The organism is Ensifer adhaerens (assembly GCF_000697965.2).
Classification (GTDB): Bacteria; Pseudomonadota; Alphaproteobacteria; order Rhizobiales; family Rhizobiaceae; genus Ensifer; species Ensifer adhaerens.
This window is the reverse complement of record NZ_CP015880.1, coordinates 603,579-627,534: the sequence shown is the minus strand read 5'-3', so window position 1 is coordinate 627,534 and position 23,956 is coordinate 603,579. Positions and strand designations below refer to the sequence as shown.

Sequence of the window (23,956 nt, the reverse complement as noted above, 5' to 3'; positions counted from 1 at the left end):
CGGAACAGGCTCACACACACACACGTCAACGACGGGTGTGAGGTGCCCTCGCCTACAACCGCGACATGGCACAGAATTGGCATCGTTCGTTTCGATTCTCGATACAAGTCCCTATATTGATTGTGATTCGAGGCGTTGAGTGGTGTGCCGCTCGATTGCTCACGGCGAGACGCAGACCGGTACGGCCTCACACGACCCGGTTGCGCCCAGGAGGCGCGAGAACCATGATGAAACGACTGTCCATCCTTATCGCAGCCGCGCTTCTCTTGACGGCATGCCAGACGATGACGCCGGAGGAACGGCGCATCGCCGACGGCAACACCTGCGCGTCCTACGGCTTCCGCCGCGGCACCGATGCGTTTGCCACCTGCCTGCAGCGGATCGAGCTCGACCGCCGCGCCGAATCGCGCGCCTTCCGCTACCAGAACGACATGATGATGTGGGGCTGGGACCGGCCGGTCATCGTCTCACGACCGGTAATCGTCCAGGCCAGGTGAAGCGGATCATGCCGAGCCAACGCCGCTTGGGCGGCGTTGGCGATAGACGTTACCCCTTGCCGTTGATCGCGGCCTGGGCCGCGGCGAGCCGGGCGATCGGCACGCGGAAGGGTGAACAGGAGACGTAGTCGAGGCCGGCGTCCTCGCAGAAGCGGATCGAGGCCGGGTCGCCGCCGTGTTCGCCGCAGATACCGAGTTTCAGACCGTTCTTGGTGCGACGACCACGCTCGGCTGCGATCTGGATCAGTTCGCCGACGCCGTCGAAATCGAGCGAGACAAAGGGGTCCTGCTCGATGATGCCCTTCTGCTGGTAGGTCGCCAGGAACTGCGAGGCGTCGTCGCGCGAGATGCCGAAGGTCGTCTGCGTCAGGTCGTTGGTGCCGAAGGAGAAGAAGTCGGCCGCTTCGGCGATGACGCCGGCGCGCAGGGCTGCACGCGGCAATTCGATCATGGTACCGACGAGATAGTCGATGTCGATACCCGCCTCACCGATCACCTCCTTGGCGACCGCATCGATGCGCGCCTTGACGTAATCGAGCTCTGCCTTGAGGCCGACAAGCGGCACCATGATTTCGGGAACGACGGCCGCTCCGGTCTCGTGCGCCGCTTCAACGGCGGCTTCGAAGATGGCACGCGCCTGCATCTCGGCGATCTCCGGATAGGAGATGGCCAGCCGGCAACCACGGTGGCCGAGCATCGGATTGAATTCGTGCAGTTCATCGACGCGCTGGCGCAGTTCCGACGGATCGAGCGAGAGCGCGCCGGCAACGTCGGCGATCTCCTCGTCGGTCTTCGGCAGGAACTCGTGCAGAGGCGGGTCGAGCAGGCGGATCGTTACCGGAAGGCCGTGCATGATCGAGAACAGCTCGGCGAAATCCGAGCGCTGCATCGGCAGAAGCTTGGCGAGCGCTGAACGGCGACCTTCTTCGTCGTCGGCGAGGATCATTTCGCGCATGACATTGATGCGGTCGTCCTCGAAGAACATGTGTTCCGTGCGGCAGAGGCCGATGCCTTCGGCGCCGAAGGAGCGAGCGGCGCGCGCGTCCGCCGGCGTTTCGGCATTGGTCCTGACGGTCATCCGGCGGGTGGCGTCCGCCCAGGCCATGATCTTGCCGAAGTCCCCGGAAAGTTCCGGTTGCAGCATGGCGATCGCGCCCTTCAGCACCTGGCCGGACGAGCCGTCGATGGTGATGACGTCGCCCTTCCTGAGCGTCACGCCTCCGGCGGTCAGCGTTTCGTTGCGAAGGTCGACACGAATGCTGCCGGCGCCGGAAACGCAAGGGGTACCCATGCCGCGGGCAACCACGGCGGCGTGGCTGGTCATGCCGCCGCGGGTCGTCAGAATGCCTTCGGCGGCATGCATGCCGTGGATATCTTCAGGGCTGGTCTCGACGCGGACGAGGATGACCTTGCGGCCTTCCTTGTCGGCCTGCACCGCTTCCTCCGAGGTAAAGACGATCTCGCCCGTCGCAGCCCCCGGCGAGGCCGGAAGGCCCGAGCCGATGATGTCGCGGCGCGCATGCGGATCGATCGTCGGGTGCAGCAGCTGGTCGAGCGAGGCGGGATCGATGCGGGCAACGGCCTCCTGTTCGGAGATCAGCCCCTCCTCCGCCATATCGACCGCGACCTTCAGCGCCGCCTTGGCGGTGCGCTTGCCGGAGCGCGTCTGCAGCATCCAGAGCGTGCCGCGCTCGATGGTGAATTCCAGATCCTGCATATCGCGATAGTGGCGTTCCAGCGTATCGCAGATCGAGCGAAACTCGGCGAAGGCTTCCGGCATCAGCTTTTCGAGCGAGGGCTTGTCGGAGCCGGAGCCAAGGCGCGCCGCTTCGGTAATGTTCTGCGGCGTGCGGATGCCGGCAACGACGTCCTCGCCCTGTGCATTGACCAGAAACTCGCCGTAAAGCTCGTTCTCGCCGGTCGAGGGGTTGCGGGTGAAGGCAACGCCAGTCGCCGACGAATTGCCGAGATTGCCGAAGACCATCGCCTGGACGTTAACGGCGGTGCCCCAGGCGGCGGGGATGGCGTGCAGGTGGCGATAGGTGATCGCCCGCGGGTTCATCCAGCTCGAAAACACGGCGCCGATCGCGCCCCAGAGCTGCACTTCCGGATCCTGCGGAAAGGGTTCGCCCAGCGCTTCCTCGATCGCTTCCTTGTAACGGGCAATGACGCTCTGCCACTCCACCGCCGAAAGCTCGGTATCCTGCTCATGGCCGAGGCGCGCCTTTTCGTCCTCGAGGATTTCCTCGAATACGTCGTGGTCGACGCCCATGACGACGTCGCCATACATCTGGATGAAGCGACGATAGCTGTCCCAGGCAAAGCGGGCATCACCGGCGTCATGGCCAAGCGCATGTACCGACTGATCGTTGAGACCGAGGTTGAGAACCGTGTCCATCATGCCGGGCATGGACGCGCGCGCGCCTGAGCGAACCGAAAGCAGCAGCGGACGGGAGGTGTCGCCGAAGACGCGGCCGGTCACCTCTTCCATCCGGCTGATCCCCTCGCGCACCTGGTCGCGCAGACCATCCGGCATCTGCCTGTCATTGTCGAAGAAGCTGTTGCAGGCATCGGTGATGATCGTCAGGCCCGGCGGAACCGGCAGGCCGAGGTTGCACATCTCGGCAAGGTTGGCGCCCTTGCCACCCAAGCGCTCACGATCACCCGCACGTCCCTCGGCCTTGCCCCCACCGAAGGTGTAAACCCATTTCGTCATGCCTGCTCTCCACCCAGAAACAGTCTTTAATGACGATTTACAGTATATGCTTCAGGCTGAAAATGCACCCGGCGAAGATTTATGCTGCAGCGCATCATTTTCTGTAACATTGCTACACATCGCGCTTGACCTCCCACAAATCGTGTCGGTGGCTTTAAATTGCAGCCGAAATTCCTGAAAAGGCTGCGCCAGGCGGCCCGATCCGACATTGCCCGAAACATAACAATTATCTAATATACAGATGTGCGATGGGGGTGCATCCAGGAATATCCCGTCATGGCAATCCGTTTCCGTCTCGATGGCTCGGAGGGTCGGTCATGAGGTGGCGTGCAAATCTGACAACCTGGCTCCTTTCGGCGGCGCTCATGGTCCTTTTCACCATGGGAAACGCCTTTGCCGAAGGAAACGGCAAGCGGCTGGCGCTCGTCGTCGGCATGAGCAACTACGTGCTCGCTGGAACGCTGCCCAATGCTTCACGCGATGCAGAAGCCTTCAACACTTTTCTCAAGGACCAGGGCTTCGAAACGAACCTCGTGCTCAACGCCGATCGCCGCGGCCTTGCCGGTGCACTTTCAAACTTCTCGCGCAAGATCGGGCCTGACGATACCGCCCTGTTTTACTACGCCGGCCACGGCATGCAGTTGCACGGCGAGAATTTCCTTGTTGGCACCGATGCCAAGCTCGAAAGCGAGTTCGACGTGCCGGCCGAGACCGTGGCACTGTCCGAGATCATCGGCGCGATGGAAAAACGTGCCCGCATCTCGATGGTCTTCCTCGATGCCTGCCGCAACAATCCGCTCGCCGAGCGGCTGACACGCGAAGTCGAAGGTGCGACCCGCGGTGCGGCGACCCGCGGGCTGGCGCCGATCGAAACGCAGGGCGGCGGCACGCTCGTCGCCTTTGCCGCAGCCCCCGGACAGGTCGCCGCCGACGGCACCGACGGGCATTCGCCCTTTACGCGGGCGCTGATCGCCAATCTCTCGGGCGCCGGCCTCGAGGTCGGCACCGCCTTCAAGCGGGTCGTGCGTGACGTGCGCAAGGAGACGCAGGGCAAGCAGCAGCCGCAGATCCTGTCATCCCTGTCGCTAGAGTTCTACTTCGGGCCGGAAACCGCAGCGCCCCAGACGACCCCGGCGGTGCAAACCCCGGCGGTACAGACGGCCATGCCGCAGACTGCGGCGGTTCAGCCGGTGCAGCCGGCACTCACTGTGCCGGCCATGGATCCCGAAGCGCTTGAGGCAGAGAAGGACTTCAAAAAGGCGCTGAAGATCGGAACGGCGCGCATCTGGCACTTCTTCGTCGAAAAACACCGCACCGGCGAATATGCCGACCTCGGACGCCAGGCGCTGGCGCAGATCGAACCCGCCGCCGTGCGCAACCAGTCGCATCTGCCTCAGTCCGTCGAAGCGCGGCTATTGCCGGACAAGGACAAGCGACGAAACGTCCAGGTGGCACTCGCCTCGCGCGGATTTGCGGCGGGCACGGCCGATGGTGTTTTTGGTGGACAGACGCGCGAAGCGATCAAGCGGTTCCAGAGCACCAACCAGCAGCCAGCAAGCGGCTTCATCACAGAGCGCACGGCAGAAGCCCTCGGCATCAAAGTCAACGACAGAGCCGAGGGCATATACAGCTCTCCGAAGGCCCGACGCTATGATGTTGCCAACCTCGAGGGTCTGGAAACCGATCAAACCGTCCTGCGGGCGCTGACCTGCCTGCGCCACTTCGAAACCGTATATGGCGTGTTCGAAGGGCACCTCTATGTCGCAGTGCGGACGGGAATAATTTTGGCCGTTTATGCGCGGGGGATCGCCGGCGGTTGCGGCGCGCACCTCGCGTCGATTTCGTCTCAAGAGGAGAACGCCTTCGTCGCATCGCTTTTCAACGCCGATCAGACCTTTTTCAACACCGGCTACGACCCCTCAGGCAATGTCAGCTACAAGATGGGCCCCTGGATCGGCCTGACGCAGGACCCACAGGGCAAGGAGCCCAGAGGCGGCTGGCGCTGGGACACCGGCGCGCCCCTGACCTACACGAAATGGTTCCAGGACATGCCGAACGAAGGCAAGAAGGGCGACGATATCGGCATGTACTACGCCCATCGCAACGGCAGAGCCGACACGAAATCCGTCTACGTCGATAGCTGGGACGATATGGGGCCAACCGATGGAACGGGCGGTCTGATCCTCGAATTCGAGTGACCGCTTGGGGCAATTCAACACCTGCACGGCTGAGTCAATCATAAGCAGGAGGCAAGGTCATGAACTGGCGTGTGAAGCTGCTATGGCTGGTTCTTTGCGCTCTGATCGTGCCCTTCACCACAGGGAATGCCCCCGCCGAAGGCAATGGCAAACGACTGGCGCTTGTCATCGGCATGAGCAACTATGTGCTTGCTGGAACGCTGCCCAATGCTTCACGCGATGCAGAAGCCTTCAACACCTTTCTCAAGGACCAGGGCTTCGAAACGAACCTCGTGCTCAACGCCGATCGCCGTGGTCTTGCCGGCGCACTTTCAAACTTCTCGCGCAAGATCGGGCCTGACGATACCGCCTTGTTCTACTACGCCGGTCACGGCATGCAGTTGCGCGGCGAGAACTTCCTCGTCGGCACCGACGCACGGCTCGAAAGCGAGTTTGACGTTCCGGCAGAAACCATGCCGCTGTCGGAGATCATGAACGCGCTGGAACAACGCGCGAAAATCTCCCTGATCTTCCTCGACGCCTGCCGCAACAATCCGCTCGCAGACAGACTCAATCGTGACGTGGCGGGCACAAGCCGCGGCGGCGCCACCAGAGGTCTGGCACCGATCGAGACACAGGGCGCCGGCACGCTCGTTGCCTTTGCTGCGGCGCCCGGACAGGTGGCGGCTGACGGAACCGACGGGCATTCGCCCTTCACCCGGGCGCTGATAGCCAACCTCTCCGGCCCAGGGATCGAAATCGGCACCGCCTTCAAGCGCGTGATCCGTGAGGTGCGCTCGGCAACGGGCGGCAAACAGTCGCCGCAGATCCTCTCCTCTCTCGATCTGGAATTCTACCTCGACGGCAGCGCCACGCTTGAAGCGCCTCGACCCTTGAAAGTTGACAACGTCGATATCGCCGCGCTCGACTTCAACAAGGCGATGCGCGTGGACACGGCCAGGACCTGGAAGCGCTTCATCGCCAAACATGGCGAGAGCAGCTACGCCGACGCGGCGCGTCAATCCATTCAGCGGCTCGGCAAAAGCGACGACTTCAGATCATCCCTGGCTGCGATGGCACAGGAACAGAAGATGCTCGATAGCAAGGACAAGCGCGCAGCCGCGCAACAGGCCCTGCAGAGTAAGGGTTTTGACACGGGCGCGACGGACGGCGCCTTCGGTGGCCAGACACGCAGGGCGGTCACGGCATTTCAGGCGGCCCGCGGGCTAAAGCAATCCGGATTTCTCGATCAGGAGACCGGAGCGAGCCTGGGTCTCACCTTTGCCCGCATCGATCAGGACATTCTCTCGGCTACCAGCGCACGTCGCTATGACGCCACCGATCTCGAGGGACTGGAGGACGAACCGGTGATCGCCATGGTGCGGTGTCTTTCGCCTCTACCACTGACCTATGGCACCTTTGCCAGACACCTCTATGCAGCGGTCTATGACGGGCAGCAAGTCGGCTGGCAGGAAGCGAAGGCGATCGTCGAGCGCTGCGGCGGTCACCTTGCCACGATCGATTCCAGCGATGAAAATACGTTCGTCGCCTCACTCGTGAATACGGATGACCGGTTCTTCAGCAGTTCGTTCGAAGGCGGCGAGCACCGGCGGGTCGGGCCATGGCTCGGGCTCTCCAACGAGAACGGCAGTGCCGAAGGGTGGAGATGGACGACGGGCGCTGCCGTCACCTTCGGCAGGTGGTTCAGGCGGCCGCCGGAAAAGGCTGGGGCGGCAACGCTTTACGCAGCCTATCGAGCAAACAAGGTCCCCCTCGCCGCCTACGTCGACACCTGGGAAGCGCGCGACCCATCGCGGCCGGTATCCGGTTTCATCGCCGAATTTGAGTGAATCAGACGACTTCGCGCAGGCGTTCCGCCGTCTGCAGGTCAACGGAGACGAGCTGGGATACGCCCTGCTCGGCCATGGTCACGCCGAACAGGCGGTTCATGCGGGCCATGGTGATCGGGTTGTGGGTGATGATGATGAAGCGTGTCTCGGTCGACGCCGCCATTTCGTCCATCAGGTTGCAGTAGCGCTCGACATTGTGGTCGTCGAGCGGTGCATCCACTTCGTCCAGCACGCAGATTGGCGCGGGATTGGTCAGGAACACGGCGAAGATCAATGCCATCGCCGTCAGCGCCTGCTCGCCGCCGGAAAGCAACGTCATGGTCTGTGGCTTCTTGCCCGGCGGGCGGGCGAGAATTTCAAGGCCGGCCTCCAGTGGATCGTCGCTCTCGATCAGTTGCAGCTCGGCCGTGCCACCCCCGAAGAGGTGGGTGAACAGCCGTTGGAACTGTACGTTGACGACGTCGAATGCGGCGATCAGGCGCTCGCGGCCCTCGCGGTTCAGGTTCTGGATGGCGCTCCTGAGCTTGCGGATCGCCTCGATGACGTCGTCGCGCTCTCTGAGCAGCAGGGCGAGCTTTTCCGAAAGCTCCTTCTGTTCTTCTTCGGCACGCAGGTTGACGGCGCCAAGCCGCTCGCGCTCGATCTTCAGCCGTTCGAGTTCGCGCTCGATGTTGCGCATGTCCGGCAGTGCCTCGTCGACGGCAAGCCCCGTCAATCGCATGACCTCGTGCGGCGCGCAGGAGAGCGCTTCCTGAATGCGGGCCTCGATCTCGACGCGGCGTTCGCGGGCGGAGACCAGCCGCTCTTCGGCGCGGCCGCGCTTTTCGCGCGATTCCGCCAGTTCGGAGAGCGCGGTTGCCGCCAACCGGTCCGCCTCGCGCTGACGGTTTTCAGCCTCGGCAAGCAGATCGGCCGCTTCGCGTCGGGCCGCTTCCGCCTTCTGCAACTCGTTCATCAGCGCCCGGCGCTTGTCCTCGAACTCGTCGGGCGCATCGATCAGCTCTTCGACCTCGTCGCGGGCTTCTGCCTCGCGGTCGCGCAGGGTCGCGATGTGCTCATCGGCGCTCGCCGCGCGCGCCTTCCAGGTCTGTCGTTCATTGGCAATCGCCGCGATGCGCCGCTGACGCGCCTCGTTCTCGCGCGCCAGGCCATCATGCGCAGCACGGGCCTCGGCGACGGCGGCACGATCGGCTGCGACATCGGCCGCCTGGGTGCGCAGCGTCAGTTCCAGTTCGGAGAGATCGGGCGCATCGGCGAGCGCGTCGTTGGCCGTCTCGATCTGCTCGGCCACCTCTTCGACCTGCGCCTCGATCTGGCTGCGCGATTCGGCAAGCACCGCGCGGCGGCGGGCAAGGTCGCCCGAGGCGCGTTCAGCTGCGGCGAGCGCGTCGCGGGCTTCGCCGAGCTGTCGGGTGATCATGCGCTGCGCGTCGCGGGCAAGCCGCAGCCGCTCGTCCTCGGCGCGGATGCGACTGCCCGCAGAGGCAAGTTCGGCCTCCGCGAGGCGCAGCGCCTCAGCGGCGCCGTCGGCCTCGGTATCGAGTTCGGCCAACCGGTTCTTCTGCGCCAGCCGCAATGCGGCAGCACTTGGCGCCTCGGAGCCGGTCACGTGGCCGTCCCAGCGCCAGACGGAGCCCTGCTTGGTGACAAGGCTCTGGCCGGGTTTCAACAGGGGCAGCAGCCGCTCGGCTTCCGCCTCGCTTGCGACGATGCCGATCTGCTTCAGGGCGCGGGTCAGCGCGTCGGGCGCCTTCACATGGGCAATCAGCGGGCTCACGCCTTCCGGCAATCCGTCGTCCCCGACATGATCCCCCGGCGCGCGCCAATGGGCCGGCGCGTCGGTTTCGAGCGGCGAGTCGAGATCGTCGCCAAGGGCCGCGCCCAATGCGGTCTCGAAGCCCCGGTCGACCTTCATCTCCTCGACGACGGCGGGATAGGCGCCACCGGCCACCGCCTCCAGCATGCGCCGGATGGTGCGTGCCTCGGTCTCGATGCCGTTCAGCGTCGCGCGCGTCCGATCGACGGGCTGACGCGCCTCGACCTCCATGCGCCGCGCGTCAGCGAGGCTTTCCTCGATCGCGAGCACATTGCTTTCGGCTTCTTCCAGCGCAGCTTCTGCGACCTCGACCTGACCCTGCTTTTCGTGCGGATCGGGAAGGGCCGCCATCTGGCGGTCGAGTTCGTCGAGATCGCGCGACTGGTCGCCAAGTTGGCGGGCAAGACGTGCCTGGCGCTCCGACAGGTCGCGCAGCGTGCGCTCCAGCTGGTTGCGGCCGGCCTGTGCCTCGGCGCGTTCCGCCGTTAGACGCGCCAATAGCGCCTCGCTGCCGGCGAGCTTTTCGTTTGCGTCTTCGAGGCGCTCACGCGCTTCCGTCGCACGGTCGTCGGCCTCGGCGAGCATGTCGCTGAGTTCGGCTTCCTCTTCGTCGAGACGCGAAAGAATGCCGGCATTGTCGGCGACAAGGCGCTCCTCGCGGGCGATATCCTCGGCAAGCTGCGCCAGCCGGCGCTGCAACTCGTCGCGGCGCCTGAGGATGCGGCCGGCATCCTCTTCGAGCTGTGAGCGGGCAATCTGCAGACGCTGGAGGGCGGCGGCGAACTTCGCTTCGTTTTCGCGCAGCTCCGGCAGCTTCAGGCTGGCGATCGCCTGGTCCTTGGCCGCCTGCATCTGCTGCTGCGCCTTTTCCGCGACCAGCGCAGTCACCTGGTTGAGCTGGCTCGTCGCCTCGCCCTCCGCCTCCTTGGCCTGTACCCAGCGAATATGGAACAGGATCGCCTCGTGCTTGCGGATATCGGCCGAGAGCATTTTGAAGCGGTTGGCCTGGCGCGCTTGGCGCTTGAGGCTCTCGATCTGGCTTTCGAGCTGCGAGGTGACGTCGTCGAGACGCTCGAGATTGGTCTCGGCGGCACGCAGACGCAGCTCCGCTTCGTGGCGGCGAGAGTGCAGGCCGGAGATGCCGGCCGCCTCTTCCAGGAGCTGGCGACGGGCCTGCGGCTTGGCGGCGATCAGTTCGCCGATGCGCCCCTGCCCGACCATCGACGGCGAGCGTGCACCAGTCGACGCGTCGGCGAAGAGAAGCTGTACATCCTTGGCGCGCGCTTCCTTGCCGTTGATGCGGTAGACCGAGCCCTGCTCGCGCTCGATGCGGCGGCTGACCTGGATCTCGTCGCTGTCGTTGAAGGCAGCGGGTGCCGTGCGGTCGCTGTTATCGAGATAGAGGCCGACCTCGGCCGTGTTACGCGCGGGACGATTGCCGGATCCGGAAAAGATCACGTCGTCCATGCCGGAAGCGCGCATGTTCTTGTAGGAGTTCTCCCCCATCACCCAGCGCAAGGCTTCGACGAGGTTCGACTTGCCGCAACCGTTCGGTCCGACGACACCGGTCAATCCGCGCTCGATGATGAATTCGGTCGGTTCGACGAAGGACTTGAAACCGAGCAGGCGAAGCTTGTTGAACTTCATGGAGCGGACGCTGGGGCTACGAGGTCCCCCCCTCTACCATCAGCCCAGACAAGAAAAACGGGCGCACAGCTGCTGCCGTCGCCCGTTTTCAGGAAAAGCGAAGGATCAGAGCTTGCTGTCGATGAGGGCCGACATAACGTCAACCGACATGTCCCCCGAATAGTGCTCGCCATTGACAAAGAAGGTCGGCGTCGACTGAACCCCGAATTCCTTGGCGCCCCGTTGCATAACAGTGTTCACATCATCCAGAAGTTTTTGGTTCGTCAAGCAGGCCTCGAAGCTCTCCTGTGTAAAACCAGCGAGTTTGGACATCTGCAGCAGAGCGTCGCGACCATTCTGGGCTGCGGCCCACTGCTGCTGCTGCTTGAACAGCATCGAGATCATCGGGAAGTACTGGCCTTCCGGAGCGCAGCGCGCCAGCATGAAGGCAGCCGCCGCGCGCGGATCGAACGGGAATTCGCGCAGCACGAAGCGGACCTTGCCGCTGTCGACATACTTGGTCTTGATCGCCTCGAAGGTGTTGTTGTGGAAGGCGGCGCAGTGCGGGCAGGTCATCGACATGTATTCGACGATCGTCACCGGCGCGTTGGCGTCGCCGATCGCCATTTCCGGCAGGGCGCCCGGTTCCATCAGCTTGGCGACGTCGACGGACCCTTCCGACGAGGGGAGCTCGACCTTGACGGGAGCAGCCGTCGTCTGGGCGACTTCGGTGCCGGCAGAGGGCTTGGCTTCGGTGGTGGCCGGGGTCGCGGTCGTCGATGCAGTCGTGGTCGCGTCCGTTGCCGGCTTGGTTTCAGCCTTGGCGGCTTCGGTGGTCGCGGCCGGTGTGGTGGAGGCCGTTTCCTTCTTTTCGTCGCTGCAGGCAGCAAGCACCAGGGCGACAGTTGCGATGGCGGCACCGCTGAGCAGGCGCTTGGTAAGGTTCATTGCGGAAGCGGACATGATTTGACCCGTGTTCGGAGGGAATTGCAGTGCGGATTCGATATCTTGCCCCGCGCAGGGCGGCAAGTGGCGCGGCGTCAACAGAATTCAAAGAATTGTGACCGAGCGATGGCCGCCCAAAAGCGCGTCGCGATCTTTCCGATTCGCTGCTTGCGCTTTAAGCCTCTGGTTTTCGCGTCTCGTAGTCGCGAAAACCGCTGCATAGTTTTGCGCGCCGTGCCTTAGCGGCGCCGGGGATTGAGCACGGCGGTCCCCAGCCGACGCAAGGCGGCCTTCAGCTCCTCGCTTTCGATGCCTTCGACCATGGCCTCGAGCCGCCGGGCGGGTTCGCCCGAAAGCGGCTTGGGCTTGCCACGGTGTTTCGGCTGCTGGGAGACGGGCTTTTGAACGATGCGCAGCTGCCCGATCGCATAGAAGCCGAAGAAGCCGTTGATGCGCTGGATCAATTCGCCCTGAGCGTGGGTCAAAAACAGGGCGCGCGCGCCCTCGCAGGCAACCGTCAGGACGCCCGGCTGATGGCCGCCCTCGCCCATGATCTCGGAGGCCCGGCGCGGCCAGGCGATCTTTTCGGGCCGCGTGCAATCGGCAAAGTCCTCGCCGGCGATTTCGTCCCAGGAGCCGAGCAGCATGGTGTTGATGCCTGCCCGCTTGGCGAGCACCGGGTCGATCAGGCCGTTCGCGACTTCGCTGATCTGGACGACGCCCTTCCGGGTCTTCTGCTCGCTCACGTATGGACTTTCTGTAGGCAATGTCGATTGAGCCTTGATGCCGCGGCTCCGCTTCGCCAAGTATAGGCCGGAAACGGAACTCCCGGCAAATCATGCACGATACGATACCGGCGGCGGACGCCGCACCCCTGCTTTTGGAATGGTACGACAGGCACCATCGCGACCTGCCCTGGCGGGTTTCGCCGCCGATGGCGCGCCGAGGCATCGTCGCCGATCCCTACCATGTCTGGCTTTCCGAAGTGATGCTGCAGCAGACGACGGTGCAGGCGGTAAAAGCCTATTTCGAAAAGTTCCTGTCACTGTGGCCGACCGTCGAGGACCTTGCGCGCGCCGAGAATGAGGACGTGATGAAGGCATGGGCCGGGCTCGGCTATTATGCGCGCGCCCGCAACCTGAAGAAATGCGCCGAGGCCGTCGCGAACGATCATGGCGGCCGCTTTCCCGACACGGAGGATGGGCTGAAGTCCCTTCCCGGCATCGGCGACTATACCGCCGCCGCGATCGCGGCGATCGCCTTCAATCGCAGAAGCGCCGTGCTCGACGGCAATGTCGAGCGGGTGATTTCCCGCCTCTATGCAATCGAAACGCCGCTGCCGGCGGCAAAGCCCGAGATGCGGGCCCGCGTCGCCGCGCTCACCCCTGAGAGCAGGCCGGGTGATTTCGCCCAGGCGATGATGGATCTCGGCGCGACGATCTGCACGCCGAAACGGCCCGCCTGCTCGCTCTGTCCCTTCCGCGCCCACTGTCGCGCGCTTGCCGTCGCAGACCCGGAAACCTTTCCGCGCAAGGCGCAGAAGAAGGACAAACCGCTTCGGCGCGGCGCCGCCTTCGTCGCGATCGACGCCGACAACGCGGTCTATCTGCGCAAGCGGGCCGAGACAGGCCTGCTTGGCGGCATGTCCGAAGTGCCCGGCACTGACTGGACATCGCGGCAGGACGGCGACACCTCGCTTGCCTCCCAACCCTTTGCAGCGGCCTGGGAAGATTGCGGCACCATCAGCCACGTGTTCACGCATTTCGAGTTGCGTCTCTCGGTCTACCGCGCCAATGTCGCGCGCGCCGGGACGCAGGGCAACGGCTGGTGGGAGCCGGTTCACTCGCTGAGTGCCCAGGCGCTGCCGACGGTGATGAAGAAGGCGATCGCCCAGGCGATCCCGCATGCCTTCAAGGCGGAACGCTAGCACGGTACGGGGCCACCCGTCCCGCTCCAACTCCGAAAGTTCAAGCAGGGAATACGTTCATGAGCAGCATCGATATCCGCCACATCGTCTTCGACATCGGCAAGGTGCTTATCCACTACGACCCCAACCTGCCCTACAGCCGCATCATCCCCGACGAGGCCGAGCGCGAGTGGTTCTTTGCCAATGTCTGCACCCACGACTGGAATATCGAGCAGGACCGCGGCCGTTCCTGGGAAGAGGCGGAAGCGCTGCTGATCAAGGACTTTCCCGAGCGTGAAGAACAGATCCGCGCCTTCCGCAAATATTGGCAGGAGATGGTGCCGCACGCCTATGTGGAGACGGTGTCGCTCCTGGAGCGACTGATCGCCGAAGGGCGCGACGTGACGATGCTGACCAACTTCGCCTCCGACACGTTCCGCGAGGCGCAGGTCCTTTATCCCTTCCTGACGCTGCCACGCGGCGTCACCGTTTCGGGCGACGTCAAGCTGATCAAGCCCGATATCGCCATCTATGAGACGCACACGCGGACCTTCGATCTCGACCCATCGGCCACCCTCTTCATCGACGACAGCATTCCCAACGTCGAAGCTGCGCGGCTTGCCGGCTGGCATGCGGTGCATTTCGTCGATCCGGAAAAGCTGAAGGCCGATCTCGCCGGCTACGGCATTCATCCGTAGGCTGAACTGCCGATCGACGATGGCTCCTGCTCGTGGCGGCACGATTCCGCCACGAATCATATTTACTACCTGCGATTGCGTAATCGCAGAGGCAATATATGAATAGTTTAGAATTTTCAGTAATTCGAGACGGCGCCGCCAAGGACGCCTTCATCGACGAGCTCTACGCGACGACCGAGGCCAGCTTTCGCGACGAGGTGCCTCCGGAAGAGTTTGGAGAACGGTTTTCAGATACCCGTTTCGTCGTCGCCAGACGCGATGCCAAACTGGCGGGCTGGCTCAGCCTTCGGCCGCCGACTGAAGGCGACAACAAGAGAGCGGCCGATCGAGGCTGGCACGCCATGCCGTCGCACGACCTGCACGACGCCGAAATTCTCGCGCGGCTCTTTCGGCTTGCAGCCGTAGAGGCCGGTTCAGAAGGCATCATCTGGCACTCCCGAAAAACCGCCCTCAACCAGCAGGTCGTCGAAATGACCGGCGCGACCGCGCTTCGGGATCTGTTCAGGACCTGGCAGGCGTCACCCAAGCGCTGGCCGGCCGCAATCGCAAAACCCAAGGACGGTGCCGTCGTTTACGCCGTCCAGGCGACTCTCCCAGAAAATCTCCTCGCAAAGTTCGTGGACTTCCTCACACGCGCGGGGATATCGGACTGCAGTGGAGAAACCTGCTCCACGACCTGGGACGCGGACTCCGTCGCCCAACGTATCGCTGACTGGGATGAGGGCGGGCTGCTGATGCAGTGGCTGGAACATCACGACCTCGTGGTCGCCGAGGCCTACGCCTTTGTCTGGAGCGATGAAATGATGATCCACATCACCGAACACCATGCCCCGTCTTGCGGGCTGATTGCCCTGGTTGCCGCCCTGCTTCAGCGCATACCCGCGGCCTATCCCGATATCAGGGTCGCCACCGTCGAGTTACAGGAAGACGAAAGAGCACGCTTCGAGCCTGTGCTCGCCAGTTGCGGCTTCGAGGATAAGGGCGCCCGAACCCTCTACCACTTGCGCCCACAGGGAACGCCGGCTCTCTAAAGGCGGCGTATCCTCCATTCAACGCGCGGCGGCGGCACGGGTCGCCGCCGCCCATTGTCAGGGCCTGGCCGCGGTGAAGCCCCATGCCAGCCAGGCCGCAATGACTGCGGCCACGAACCAGACACTCAGGATCGCGAGGAGGCCGCTGCGGCTGGACGGGCGTCCTTCCAATGCCGCCGCCCGCTCTCGGAATTCTTCCATCAGCGCTGGCGGCACCAGACGTACGGCCAAGAGGATGCCGAGCGGAACGAGAATAAGATCATCGAGGTAGCCGAGTATCGGAATGAAATCGGGGATCAGGTCGACCGGCGAAAGTGCGTAGGCCGCCACAGTGCCGGCAACGAATTTCGCCGAAAACGGCGTTCGACGATCTCGCGCGGCGAACCAGAGCGCAACGACGTCGCGTTTGATTTGCCGCGCCCATTGCTTCGCGCGCTGGAGACGATCGGGCACGGCCATGCGGATAACACTCTTGTTCGGATGAAGGTTGCTCTGTCCGAACCCTATGAGCGGATGCGAAGATTGGCAATCGACCTCAGGGCCCTAGAGCTCGCTTCAAACGCTCCATCGGATGGCCCAAACATACAAATGCCCGGAATCCTCACATTGAGGATTCCGGGCATTTAAAGCTCTCTTTCCGGGACTGAAGGTACAAAAACCGGTTAGAGCGCTTTTCGAAGGATCCGGCGGAACTGGTTGATCAGTTCAGTTTTGCCAGATCATTTCGAATGACGCTTCTGAGTTCGTCGATGGGCTTCAGGGTGTTCCCCTCTTCGAAGTGCCAGAATGTCCATCCGTTGCAGGCATCAAGCCCCTGGACCTTGGCGCCCAGGCGATGAATTGAACCGGCCTCGCCGCCGGAGGCGACCGTGCCGTCTGCACGAACGATCGCGCTGTAGCGGCGCTTGGCGTCCGTCAGAACCGTGCCGGGCTTGATCAGCCCGCTTTCGATCAGCGTGTTGAAGGCGACGCGCGGCTCAGCCTTCTTGCCGGTCATGACAGAGAGCATCGCCTTGCCGAGCGGTTCGACCGCGTCGATGCGTGCCGATGCCGCGTCGATGTAATCCTGCTCGCGCTCGATGCCGACGAAGTGGCGGCCGAGGCGTTTGGCGACGGCACCGGTCGTGCCGGAACCGAAGAAGGGATCGAGAATGACGTCGCCCGGCTTGGTCGAAGCCATCATGATACGGGCGAGCAGCGCTTCCGGCTTCTGGGTCGGATGCACCTTCTTGCCGTCGTCACCTTTCAGGCGCTCGTGACCGGAGCAGATCGGGAACAGCCAATCGGAGCGCATCTGCACGTCGTCATTGGCCGCCTTCATCGCATCGTAGTTGAAGGTGTAGCCCTTGGCATTGGCGTTCGGCGTCGCCCAGATCAGCGTCTCATGAGCGTTCTGGAACCGGCGGCCCTTGAAATTCGGCATCGGGTTGGTCTTGCGCCAGATGATGTCGTTGAGGATCCAGAAGTGCAGATCCTGCAGGATGGCGCCGACGCGGAAGATGTTGTGGTACGAGCCGATCACCCAAAGGGTGCCGGTCGGCTTCAGCACGCGGCGGCAGGCGAGCAACCAGGCGCGGGTGAAGGCGTCGTAAGCTTCGAACGATGCGAACTGGTCCCATTCGTCGTCGACGGCGTCGACCACCGACTGATCGGGACGGGTCAGCATGCCGCCGAGCTGAAGGTTGTAGGGCGGGTCGGCGAAAACGACGTCGACCGAATTGTCGGGAAGCGCATTGAGCGCGGCAACGCAGTCACCCTTGATGATGCTGTCGAGCCAGCCCAACGGACGGGTGGAACGGGAGACTTCGGCAAGCGAAACAACTGAAGACATGGACAACTCGCAAATACGCTTACTCGGAACGGATCATGGAGCGTATGGTTACCGAAGATGGTTACCAAAGCCTGAAGGCCGTTTCGAAAAAGTGCGTAGTCGCGCTATGTTAGAGAGGTCTTCTGGAGTGGACAGGAAAGGCGGGAACGGGCGTTCACCCGCCTCCCGCCGCCCCGTTCAAGCGTCGCGGACGCCGTTTCACCGGGCATCGTGAAAGGCGCGGCTGTCTGAGGGGGCCTCATGGCGCTCGTTCAGCCCGTAGTCGCGGATCACGGAGGCGATGCGCAGGCGGTAATCGGCAAAGACGCCGTGACGCCCCGCATCCTGGGCGGCACGATGTTCGGCGCCGTTCCGCCAGGCCTTCACCGCCTCCTCGTCGCGCCAGAAAGACAGGGACAACACCTTGTCGGGATTGGCCAGACTCTGGAACCGCTCGATCGAGATGAAGCCATCGATGTCGTCGAGCAGCGGGCGCAGGTCGGCGGCAATGCCGAGATAGGCGTCACGCCGGCCCTCGGCCGGCAGGACTTCGAAGATGACGGCAATCATGTTTCACTTTGCTCCGATGGGCGTCGAGACGTTCTTCAGGAAAATACGATCCTCCTTCAGGATAAACCGCTCGCGGCGGGAGAAGGCATAATTTTCCCGGCCGAGCGGATCGGCGGCAAGCCGGGCGCGATAGGCCTCGTAGGCCGCGAGGCTCTCGATGTTGTAGGCGCCGTAAGCCGTTGTCGCCGACCCCTCATGCGGGCCGAAGTAGCCGATAAGATCGGCGCCGCAGCGCGGGATCGCCTCGCCCCAGTTGCGCGAATAGGTGGCGAACTCCTCCTTTTTGAAGGGATCGATTTCATAGCGGATGAAGCAGGTGATCATCGTCGTCTCCTTGTGGTCGGGCAAGGCGCCAAGCCTTCGATGGAGTGACTATGCCTCCTTGTTCGACGCGGATGCTTCGACTACGATCGAAGTATGAAGGAAGGTCCAGATATCGCTCTCATCGGATCGCTGATCGGCGATCCCGCCCGCGCCAACATGTTGACGGCGCTGATGGGCGGACGTGCGCTGACCGCAACCGAACTTGCGACACATGCCGGCATCACGCTGCAGACCGCCAGTTCCCACCTGTCCAAGCTCGAGGCCGGCGGTCTGCTCAGCCAGCGCAAGCAAGGCCGTCACCGTTATTTTCAGCTGGCAGAAGACGAAGTCGGGCTGATGCTCGAGAACCTGATGGGCTTTGCCGCCAGCCGCGGCATGAACCGGCACCGCCGCGGGCCGAAGGATCCGGCGCTGAGAAAAGCGCGCGTCTGCTACAATCATCTGGCCGGCGACTATGGCGTGCGCATGTATGACAGCCTGATTGCCGAAAAGCAGATCGAAGTCACCGGCGACGACCTGGCGCTGACGCCCGACGGGCAGAACCGGATCGAGGCGCTCGGCATCGACTATTCAGCACTCAAGAAATCCCGCCGCCCGATCTGCCGCACTTGCCTCGACTGGAGCGAGCGCCGCTCGCATCTGGCCGGTTCGCTTGGCGAAGCGTTGCTGACGCTATTCATCGACAAGGGCTGGGCCAAGCGCGAGGCGAACAGCCGCGCCATCCGCTTCACCGCCAATGGCGAGAAGGCTTTCTCCGAGCTGTTTCCGCAGTAGCGGCTGCCAGCAAAACCACTCTAGCCGACGATGGAAAAGGCCTCGCGGGTTTCGCCCGCGGCGGTCCTGACCGGCGTCTTGCCGATCCAGCCCACATGGCGTTCGAGGATCTTTGCCGCCTCGTCGCCTCGGCCTTCGCGCAAGGCGGCGAGGATCGCGCGGTGATCGTGATCGGTGCGCGCCTCCCAGCTCGTGCGCCAGGCGGAAAACAGGAAGCGGGCGCTCGCTGCATGCAGATCATCGATCGCCGCCAGCAGCCGCGGCATGCCGCAGGGTTCGAGGATCAGCCGATGGAAGGCGCGGTTTGCCGCCTCCCAGGAGCGCACGTCGCGCGAAGTATCGGCGGCGGCCGTGGCCATCTCGGCCCGATCGAGGATCGCCGGCGTTAGATGCGGGATGGCATGGCGAAGCGCCAGAACCTCAAGAACAGCGCGCATTTCGGCGACCTCCCTCACCTCCTTCAGGTCGAAGGAGGCAACGCGAACGCCGCGGCGCGGTTCGCTGACGGCAAGGCCCTGGGCCTCCAGCCGTCGAAAGGCTTCGCGAACGGGAACGTGGCTCGCACCGAACTCCTCGGCGATATGATCCTGCCGCAAGCGCTCCCCGGGCATGAGCATGCCGGAGATGATCCGCTCGGCCAGGGCCTTGCTGATGCGACTTGCGAGCGTGTCGTCCTGCTGCTTTTCCATCGCCTACTGATAGAGCCGCGAAACAATGCTGTCGAGCAAGCGCACGGGCGGTTTCGATAATTTCCAATGGTTGAGCTTTGGCCTACCATCGTATAAAAGCTCTGCCGTACGAAAGCCCCGCGCCGCGCGAACATTCCTCCCCCCGCCTGCGGCGCCTCTCCTCCCAGGGAACTGTTCCATATGACCGGTATCGATCTCATCATTTTTGATTGCGACGGCGTTCTCGTCGATTCCGAAATCATCGCGTCGGAAGTCGAAGCAGCACTGTTGACAGAAGCGGGTTACCCGATCAGCGTCGAGGAAATGGCGGAGCGTTTTGCCGGCATGACCTGGCACAACACGCTGCTGCAAATCGAGAAGGAAGCAAGCATCCCGCTTTCGGCCCAGCTCATCAGCAAGGTCGACGTCATCCTCGACGAGCGCCTTGCCCGCGACCTCAACATCATCGACGGCGTCAAGCCGATGCTGGCGCAACTGACGCTGCCGCACTGCATCTGCTCCAACTCGACCTCGGCGCGGCTTGCCATGATGCTCGGCAAGGTCGGCATCAAGGACCATTTCGGCCGACACATCTATTCCGCGCGCGACCTCGGCGCCGACCGCGTCAAGCCGAAGCCGGATATCTTCCTGCACGGCGCCAAGCAGATGGGCGTCGACCCGTCGCGGGTGCTGGTGATCGAGGACTCCGTGCACGGCATTCACGGTGCACGTGCCGCAGGCATGCGCGTCGTCGGCTTCACCGGCGGTTCGCACACCCATCCCTCGCATGCCGACCAGCTGACCGAAGCGGGTGCGGAAACGGTGATTTCGCGCATGACGGCGTTGCCGGGCGTGATCGCGGCCCTTTCCGCATGGTCGGAGTCGATGACGGCCTGATTGGCCGCAGGCGGTCGCACACCGCCATGCCCCTTTCGCTCCGGCTTTTCGGCCGGAGCGGGAAAGAAGCCTTCGGCCAACACGGCAGACGTCCAATTAGACGCCGAGGGACATGATGACACATTGCAGTGGCGTCACGTCCCCTAGAAAATCTTCCCGGTTTTCGAGGAGCCGCGCACGAGGGCCGTACCAAGCAAGCCCCATCGGGGTATTTTTAGGAGGAAACACAATGCGTCTTTCAATGTTGACCGGCCTGACCCTGGCGGCCAGCGTCGCCTTTGGCCCGCTCGCCTTCGCCGACATCACCATTGGCGTGATCACGCCGCTCACCGGCCCGGTCGCGGCCTATGGCGAGCAGGTGAAGAACGGCGCGGAAACGGCTGCAGACGAGATCAACAAGGCTGGCGGCATCAATGGCGAGAAGATCGTGCTGAAGATGCTCGACGACGCCGGCGATCCGAAGCAGGCCGTTTCGGTTGCCAACCAGGCTGCTGGTGAAGGCATCCGCTACGTCGTCGGCCCGGTTCTGTCGGGCACCTCGATGGCGGCTTCGGACATCCTTGCCGAAAACGGCATCCTGATGGTGACGCCGACGGCAACCACGCCTGACCTCACCACCCGCGGTCTCTGGAACGTGCTGCGCACCTGCGGCCGCGATGACCAGCAGGCCGAAGTCGCCGCTGCCTATGTGGTCAAGAACCTCAAGGACAAGAAGATCGCCGTCCTCCACGACAAGGCGCCTTACGGCAAGGGCCTTGCTGACGGCTTCAAGAAGGCGATCAATGCCGGCGGCATCACCGAAGTCGTTTATGAAGGCCTGAACCCGGGCGACAAGGACTTCAGCGCGATCGTTACCCGCCTGAAGTCGGAAAACGTCGATGTCGTCTACTTCGGCGGCTACCATCCGGAAGGTGGCCTGCTGGCACGCCAGATGCACGACCAGGGCGTGAAGGCGCAGATCTTCGGCGGCGACGGCCTGTCCAACACCGAGTTCTGGGCAATCGGCGGCGAAGCTGCGACCGGCACGGTCTACACCAATGCCAGCGACGCGACCAGCAACCCCGCCTCGGCTCCGGCTGTCGAAGCGCTGAAGGCGAAGAACATCCCGGCCGAAGCCTTCACGCTCAACGCCTATGCTGCCGTCCAGGTGCTGAAGGCCGGCATCGAGAAGGCAGGCTCCGCCGAAGACGCGACCGCGGTTGCAACTGCGATCAAGTCTGGCGAAGCCATCGACACGGTTCTCGGCAAGCTGACCTACAGCGAAGCCGGCGACCTGACCTCGCAGGCTTTCTCGCTCTACAAGTGGGAAGGCGGCAAGAGCGTTCCGGCTGAATAAGCCGCACACGACGGAAATGAAAACGCCGGGGCAAGCCCCGGCGTTTTTTTTGCGGCATAGGCCGCTGCTTACTTCTTCTTGCCCTTGGCCGGCGGGCCTTCGTCGAAGCCCACATAGACGGTGACATTGGATCCGGCGCCGGCCGGCAGCGTCACGTCGGCCTTGGTGAAGACGAACTGGGCCGAACCGGTTGCGGGGATTTCCACCGCATGCTGCGTCAGTTCCGAATAGAGCGTCTTGTCTTCGTCGGTTGCAGCCACGCGGATCGGCATGGTGACCTTGCCGGGACCACCGGCAGGACCGCTGACGACGCGGCCCTGGACCACGACGGTTATCGTCAACGCGCTCTCGCTCTGCACGCATTGCCGCGTGGTGTCTGCCAGGGAGGCCTGATAGACGAGCTTCGTCGGGTCGTTCTTGGCCCCCTTTGCGTAGCTGGCATGCACATTTGTGCCGTCACGAATGACGACCTGCGGGCATGCGGCCTGAACGACGGCCGGCGTCGGAGCAGCGGCACTGCCGCCTGCGTCGATCGCCCCACCGGATTGCGTCTTATTGCAGCCGGCTAGGACTGCGAGAAAAGATATTGCGAGAACAGGCCGGGAAACTTTGCCAAACACGTTGAACAACCTCTGCTGGACCGGTTGAAACTCCTTGACCGAAATCTCGGCCGGAAGACCTTTCATGGCCTTCGGGCATCGTCTATAGCAGCGACAAACTGAAAAATCGATTGGGTCAGTTCGTCCCTTCCGAATTTTCCGAAGCTAGTTTTGCGACCGGAAATTGGGTCGGTGACAAGAATAGATGCAGACTTTGTCAAGGACTGACGCAATAAGACGAGCGTGTCGCGACGACGTTTCCCAAGGTCGCCGCAATCCTTGAGGTGGGACGAAGGACAACGATGGTGAAGTATATCTCGACGCGCGGCGAAGCCGCTCCTCTCGGCTTCTGCGACGCGCTGCTTGCCGGTCTTGCGCGCGATGGCGGTCTCTATCTCCCCAAGGAATGGCCGAAGTTTTCCAAGAAGGAAATTCGCGGCCTGCGCGGCAAATCCTACCAGGACATTGCCTTTACCGTGCTCGAACCCTTCATCAATGGCGAGATCCCGGCGGCCAAGTTCCGCGAAATGATCGACGAGGCCTATGCCACCTTCCGCCACCCGGCGGTGGCGCCGCTGGTGCAGACCGGACCTAACGCCTTCGTCATGGAGCTCTTCCACGGCTCGACGCTCGCCTTCAAGGACGTGGCGATGCAACTGCTCGCCCGGCTGATGGACTATGTGCTTTCCGAACGCGGCGAGCGCGCCACCATCGTCGGCGCGACTTCGGGCGACACCGGGGGCGCCGCCATCGACGCCTTTGCCGGTCGTGAGCGCACCGACATCTTCATTCTTTTCCCGCACGGCAAAGTCTCACCGGTGCAGCAGCGGCAGATGACGACCTCGAGCGCATCGAACGTCCATGCGATTGCAGTCAACGGCAACTTCGACGACTGCCAGAACCTCGTCAAAGCGATGTTCAACGACGTCGCCTTCCGCGACCGCGTCAAGCTTTCGGGTGTCAACTCGATCAACTGGGCGCGCATCATGGCCCAGATCGTCTATTACTTCACGACGGCGGTCGCGCTCGGCGGCCCAGACCGCAAGATTTCTTTCACGGTCCCCACCGGCAACTTCGGCGATATCTTCGCCGGCTACGTCGCCAAGCGCATGGGCCTGCCGATCGATAAGCTGATCATCGCCACCAACGAAAACGACATTCTCGCCCGCACGCTGAAGACCGGCCGCTACGAGATGCGCGACGTCAAGGCGACCACCGCACCGTCGATGGACATCCAGATCTCGTCGAACTTCGAACGGCTTCTGTTCGAGGCGAACGATCGCGACCCGGGCGAAATCCGCTCGGCGATGGACGGGCTGAAGCAGTCCGGTTCCTTCACCATCCGCGAAAAGGCGCTGAAGGCGATCCGCAAGGAGTTCCGCGCCGGTCGCGCCTCGGAGAAAGAAGTCGCCAAGACGATCGCAAAGACGCTTGCAGACACGGGCTATCTGCTCGATCCGCATAGCGCCGTCGGCGTCTTCGTCGCCGCCAAACACGAGAAGGCATCCGCTCCCATGGTGACGCTTGCCACCGCCCATCCGGCGAAATTCCCGGACGCGGTAAAATCGGCAAGTGGTATTGACCCGGCGCTTCCGACGTGGCTTGCTGACCTGATGAACAGGGAGGAGCGTTTCGATATCCTGGATCCGGACCTGAAAACCGTCGAAGCCTTTATCGGCGAGCGTACCCGTCTCCGGGGGTAAGAACGAGAAGAAA

Annotated in this window: 20 protein-coding genes; 10 read left to right on the top strand and 10 right to left on the bottom strand. The window is 63.2% G+C overall.

Features of this window, described 5'->3' with window-relative positions; all coding sequences use genetic code 11:
- The first annotated feature begins 224 nt into the window (after positions 1–224).
- Positions 225–497, top strand: a complete 273-nt coding sequence (locus FA04_RS02875) for a hypothetical protein (RefSeq protein ID WP_034801317.1) — start codon at positions 225–227, stop codon at positions 495–497.
- Positions 498–546: 49 nt separating this feature from the next.
- Here FA04_RS02875 and ppdK read toward each other — a convergent pair whose 3' ends face one another.
- The gene (gene ppdK, locus FA04_RS02870) at positions 547–3,213 is read right to left on the bottom strand and encodes a pyruvate, phosphate dikinase (protein ID WP_034801313.1); all 2,667 of its coding nucleotides are present in this window, start codon (positions 3,211–3,213) and stop codon (positions 547–549) included.
- A 317-nt stretch (positions 3,214–3,530) separates the two neighbouring features.
- Between ppdK and FA04_RS02865 the strand changes: the two genes are divergently transcribed.
- Positions 3,531–5,411: a caspase family protein gene (locus FA04_RS02865; protein WP_034801311.1), complete on the top strand. Its 1,881-nt coding sequence runs from the start codon at positions 3,531–3,533 to the stop codon at positions 5,409–5,411.
- 59 nt (positions 5,412–5,470) lie between these two features.
- Positions 5,471–7,240 carry a caspase family protein gene (locus FA04_RS02860; protein WP_051659577.1) on the top strand — a complete coding sequence of 590 codons (1,770 nt, stop codon included), beginning with the start codon at positions 5,471–5,473 and terminating at the stop codon, positions 7,238–7,240.
- Between the two features lies 1 nt (position 7,241).
- On the opposite strand, the gene FA04_RS02855 is transcribed toward FA04_RS02860, so the two are convergent.
- The 3 genes from FA04_RS02855 to FA04_RS02845 all read right to left on the bottom strand — a co-directional run bounded on the left by FA04_RS02855 (position 7,242) and on the right by FA04_RS02845 (position 12,373).
- A complete protein-coding gene (locus tag FA04_RS02855; protein WP_034801308.1) occupies positions 7,242–10,703 on the bottom strand; it encodes a chromosome segregation SMC family protein in 3,462 nt (1,153 codons plus the stop codon).
- 105 nt (positions 10,704–10,808) lie between these two features.
- Entirely contained in the window at positions 10,809–11,645 is an 837-nt protein-coding gene (locus FA04_RS02850; protein ID WP_034801306.1) for a DsbA family protein, read from the bottom strand.
- Between the two features lie 221 nt (positions 11,646–11,866).
- Positions 11,867–12,373, bottom strand: a complete 507-nt coding sequence (locus FA04_RS02845) for a DUF721 domain-containing protein (protein ID WP_034801304.1) — start codon at positions 12,371–12,373, stop codon at positions 11,867–11,869.
- 92 nt (positions 12,374–12,465) lie between these two features.
- Here FA04_RS02845 and mutY point away from each other — a divergent pair, with 92 nt between their 5' ends.
- From mutY to FA04_RS02830, 3 genes are all read left to right on the top strand, one after another.
- The gene (mutY, locus tag FA04_RS02840) at positions 12,466–13,554 is read left to right on the top strand and encodes an A/G-specific adenine glycosylase (protein WP_034801301.1); all 1,089 of its coding nucleotides are present in this window, start codon (positions 12,466–12,468) and stop codon (positions 13,552–13,554) included.
- 59 nt (positions 13,555–13,613) lie between these two features.
- Positions 13,614–14,231 (top strand): HAD family hydrolase, encoded by a 618-nt coding sequence (locus FA04_RS02835; RefSeq protein ID WP_034801299.1) that lies wholly within the window; start codon positions 13,614–13,616, stop codon positions 14,229–14,231.
- A 98-nt stretch (positions 14,232–14,329) separates the two neighbouring features.
- Positions 14,330–15,262: a hypothetical protein gene (locus FA04_RS02830; protein ID WP_034801297.1), complete on the top strand. Its 933-nt coding sequence runs from the start codon at positions 14,330–14,332 to the stop codon at positions 15,260–15,262.
- 57 nt (positions 15,263–15,319) lie between these two features.
- Here the strand turns inward: FA04_RS02830 and FA04_RS02825 are convergent, their stop codons facing one another.
- The 4 genes from FA04_RS02825 to FA04_RS02810 all read right to left on the bottom strand — a co-directional run bounded on the left by FA04_RS02825 (position 15,320) and on the right by FA04_RS02810 (position 17,966).
- Positions 15,320–15,721 (bottom strand): YkvA family protein, encoded by a 402-nt coding sequence (locus FA04_RS02825; protein ID WP_034801295.1) that lies wholly within the window; start codon positions 15,719–15,721, stop codon positions 15,320–15,322.
- Positions 15,722–15,962: 241 nt separating this feature from the next.
- The gene (locus FA04_RS02820; protein ID WP_034801293.1) at positions 15,963–17,093 is read right to left on the bottom strand and encodes a site-specific DNA-methyltransferase; all 1,131 of its coding nucleotides are present in this window, start codon (positions 17,091–17,093) and stop codon (positions 15,963–15,965) included.
- A gap of 198 nt (positions 17,094–17,291) precedes the next feature.
- Positions 17,292–17,642: an antibiotic biosynthesis monooxygenase family protein gene (locus FA04_RS02815; RefSeq protein WP_034801289.1), complete on the bottom strand. Its 351-nt coding sequence runs from the start codon at positions 17,640–17,642 to the stop codon at positions 17,292–17,294.
- Positions 17,643–17,645: 3 nt separating this feature from the next.
- Positions 17,646–17,966: an NIPSNAP family protein gene (locus FA04_RS02810; protein WP_034801286.1), complete on the bottom strand. Its 321-nt coding sequence runs from the start codon at positions 17,964–17,966 to the stop codon at positions 17,646–17,648.
- 93 nt (positions 17,967–18,059) lie between these two features.
- Here FA04_RS02810 and FA04_RS02805 point away from each other — a divergent pair, with 93 nt between their 5' ends.
- The gene (locus FA04_RS02805) at positions 18,060–18,740 is read left to right on the top strand and encodes an ArsR/SmtB family transcription factor (RefSeq protein ID WP_034801284.1); all 681 of its coding nucleotides are present in this window, start codon (positions 18,060–18,062) and stop codon (positions 18,738–18,740) included.
- Between the two features lie 20 nt (positions 18,741–18,760).
- Here FA04_RS02805 and FA04_RS02800 read toward each other — a convergent pair whose 3' ends face one another.
- On the bottom strand, positions 18,761–19,429 hold the full coding sequence (locus FA04_RS02800) for a GntR family transcriptional regulator (RefSeq protein ID WP_034801282.1): 669 nt from the start codon (positions 19,427–19,429) through the stop codon (positions 18,761–18,763).
- 180 nt (positions 19,430–19,609) lie between these two features.
- On the opposite strand from FA04_RS02800, the gene FA04_RS02795 reads away from it, so the two are divergent.
- Entirely contained in the window at positions 19,610–20,305 is a 696-nt protein-coding gene (locus FA04_RS02795; RefSeq protein ID WP_034801280.1) for an HAD family hydrolase, read from the top strand.
- A gap of 229 nt (positions 20,306–20,534) precedes the next feature.
- On the top strand, positions 20,535–21,641 hold the full coding sequence (locus FA04_RS02790; RefSeq protein ID WP_034801278.1) for an ABC transporter substrate-binding protein: 1,107 nt from the start codon (positions 20,535–20,537) through the stop codon (positions 21,639–21,641).
- Between the two features lie 68 nt (positions 21,642–21,709).
- Here the strand turns inward: FA04_RS02790 and FA04_RS02785 are convergent, their stop codons facing one another.
- Positions 21,710–22,261 (bottom strand): hypothetical protein, encoded by a 552-nt coding sequence (locus tag FA04_RS02785; protein ID WP_034801474.1) that lies wholly within the window; start codon positions 22,259–22,261, stop codon positions 21,710–21,712.
- 281 nt (positions 22,262–22,542) lie between these two features.
- Here FA04_RS02785 and thrC point away from each other — a divergent pair, with 281 nt between their 5' ends.
- On the top strand, positions 22,543–23,943 hold the full coding sequence (gene thrC / locus FA04_RS02780) for a threonine synthase (protein ID WP_034801276.1): 1,401 nt from the start codon (positions 22,543–22,545) through the stop codon (positions 23,941–23,943).
- The last annotated feature ends 13 nt before the right edge of the window (positions 23,944–23,956 follow it).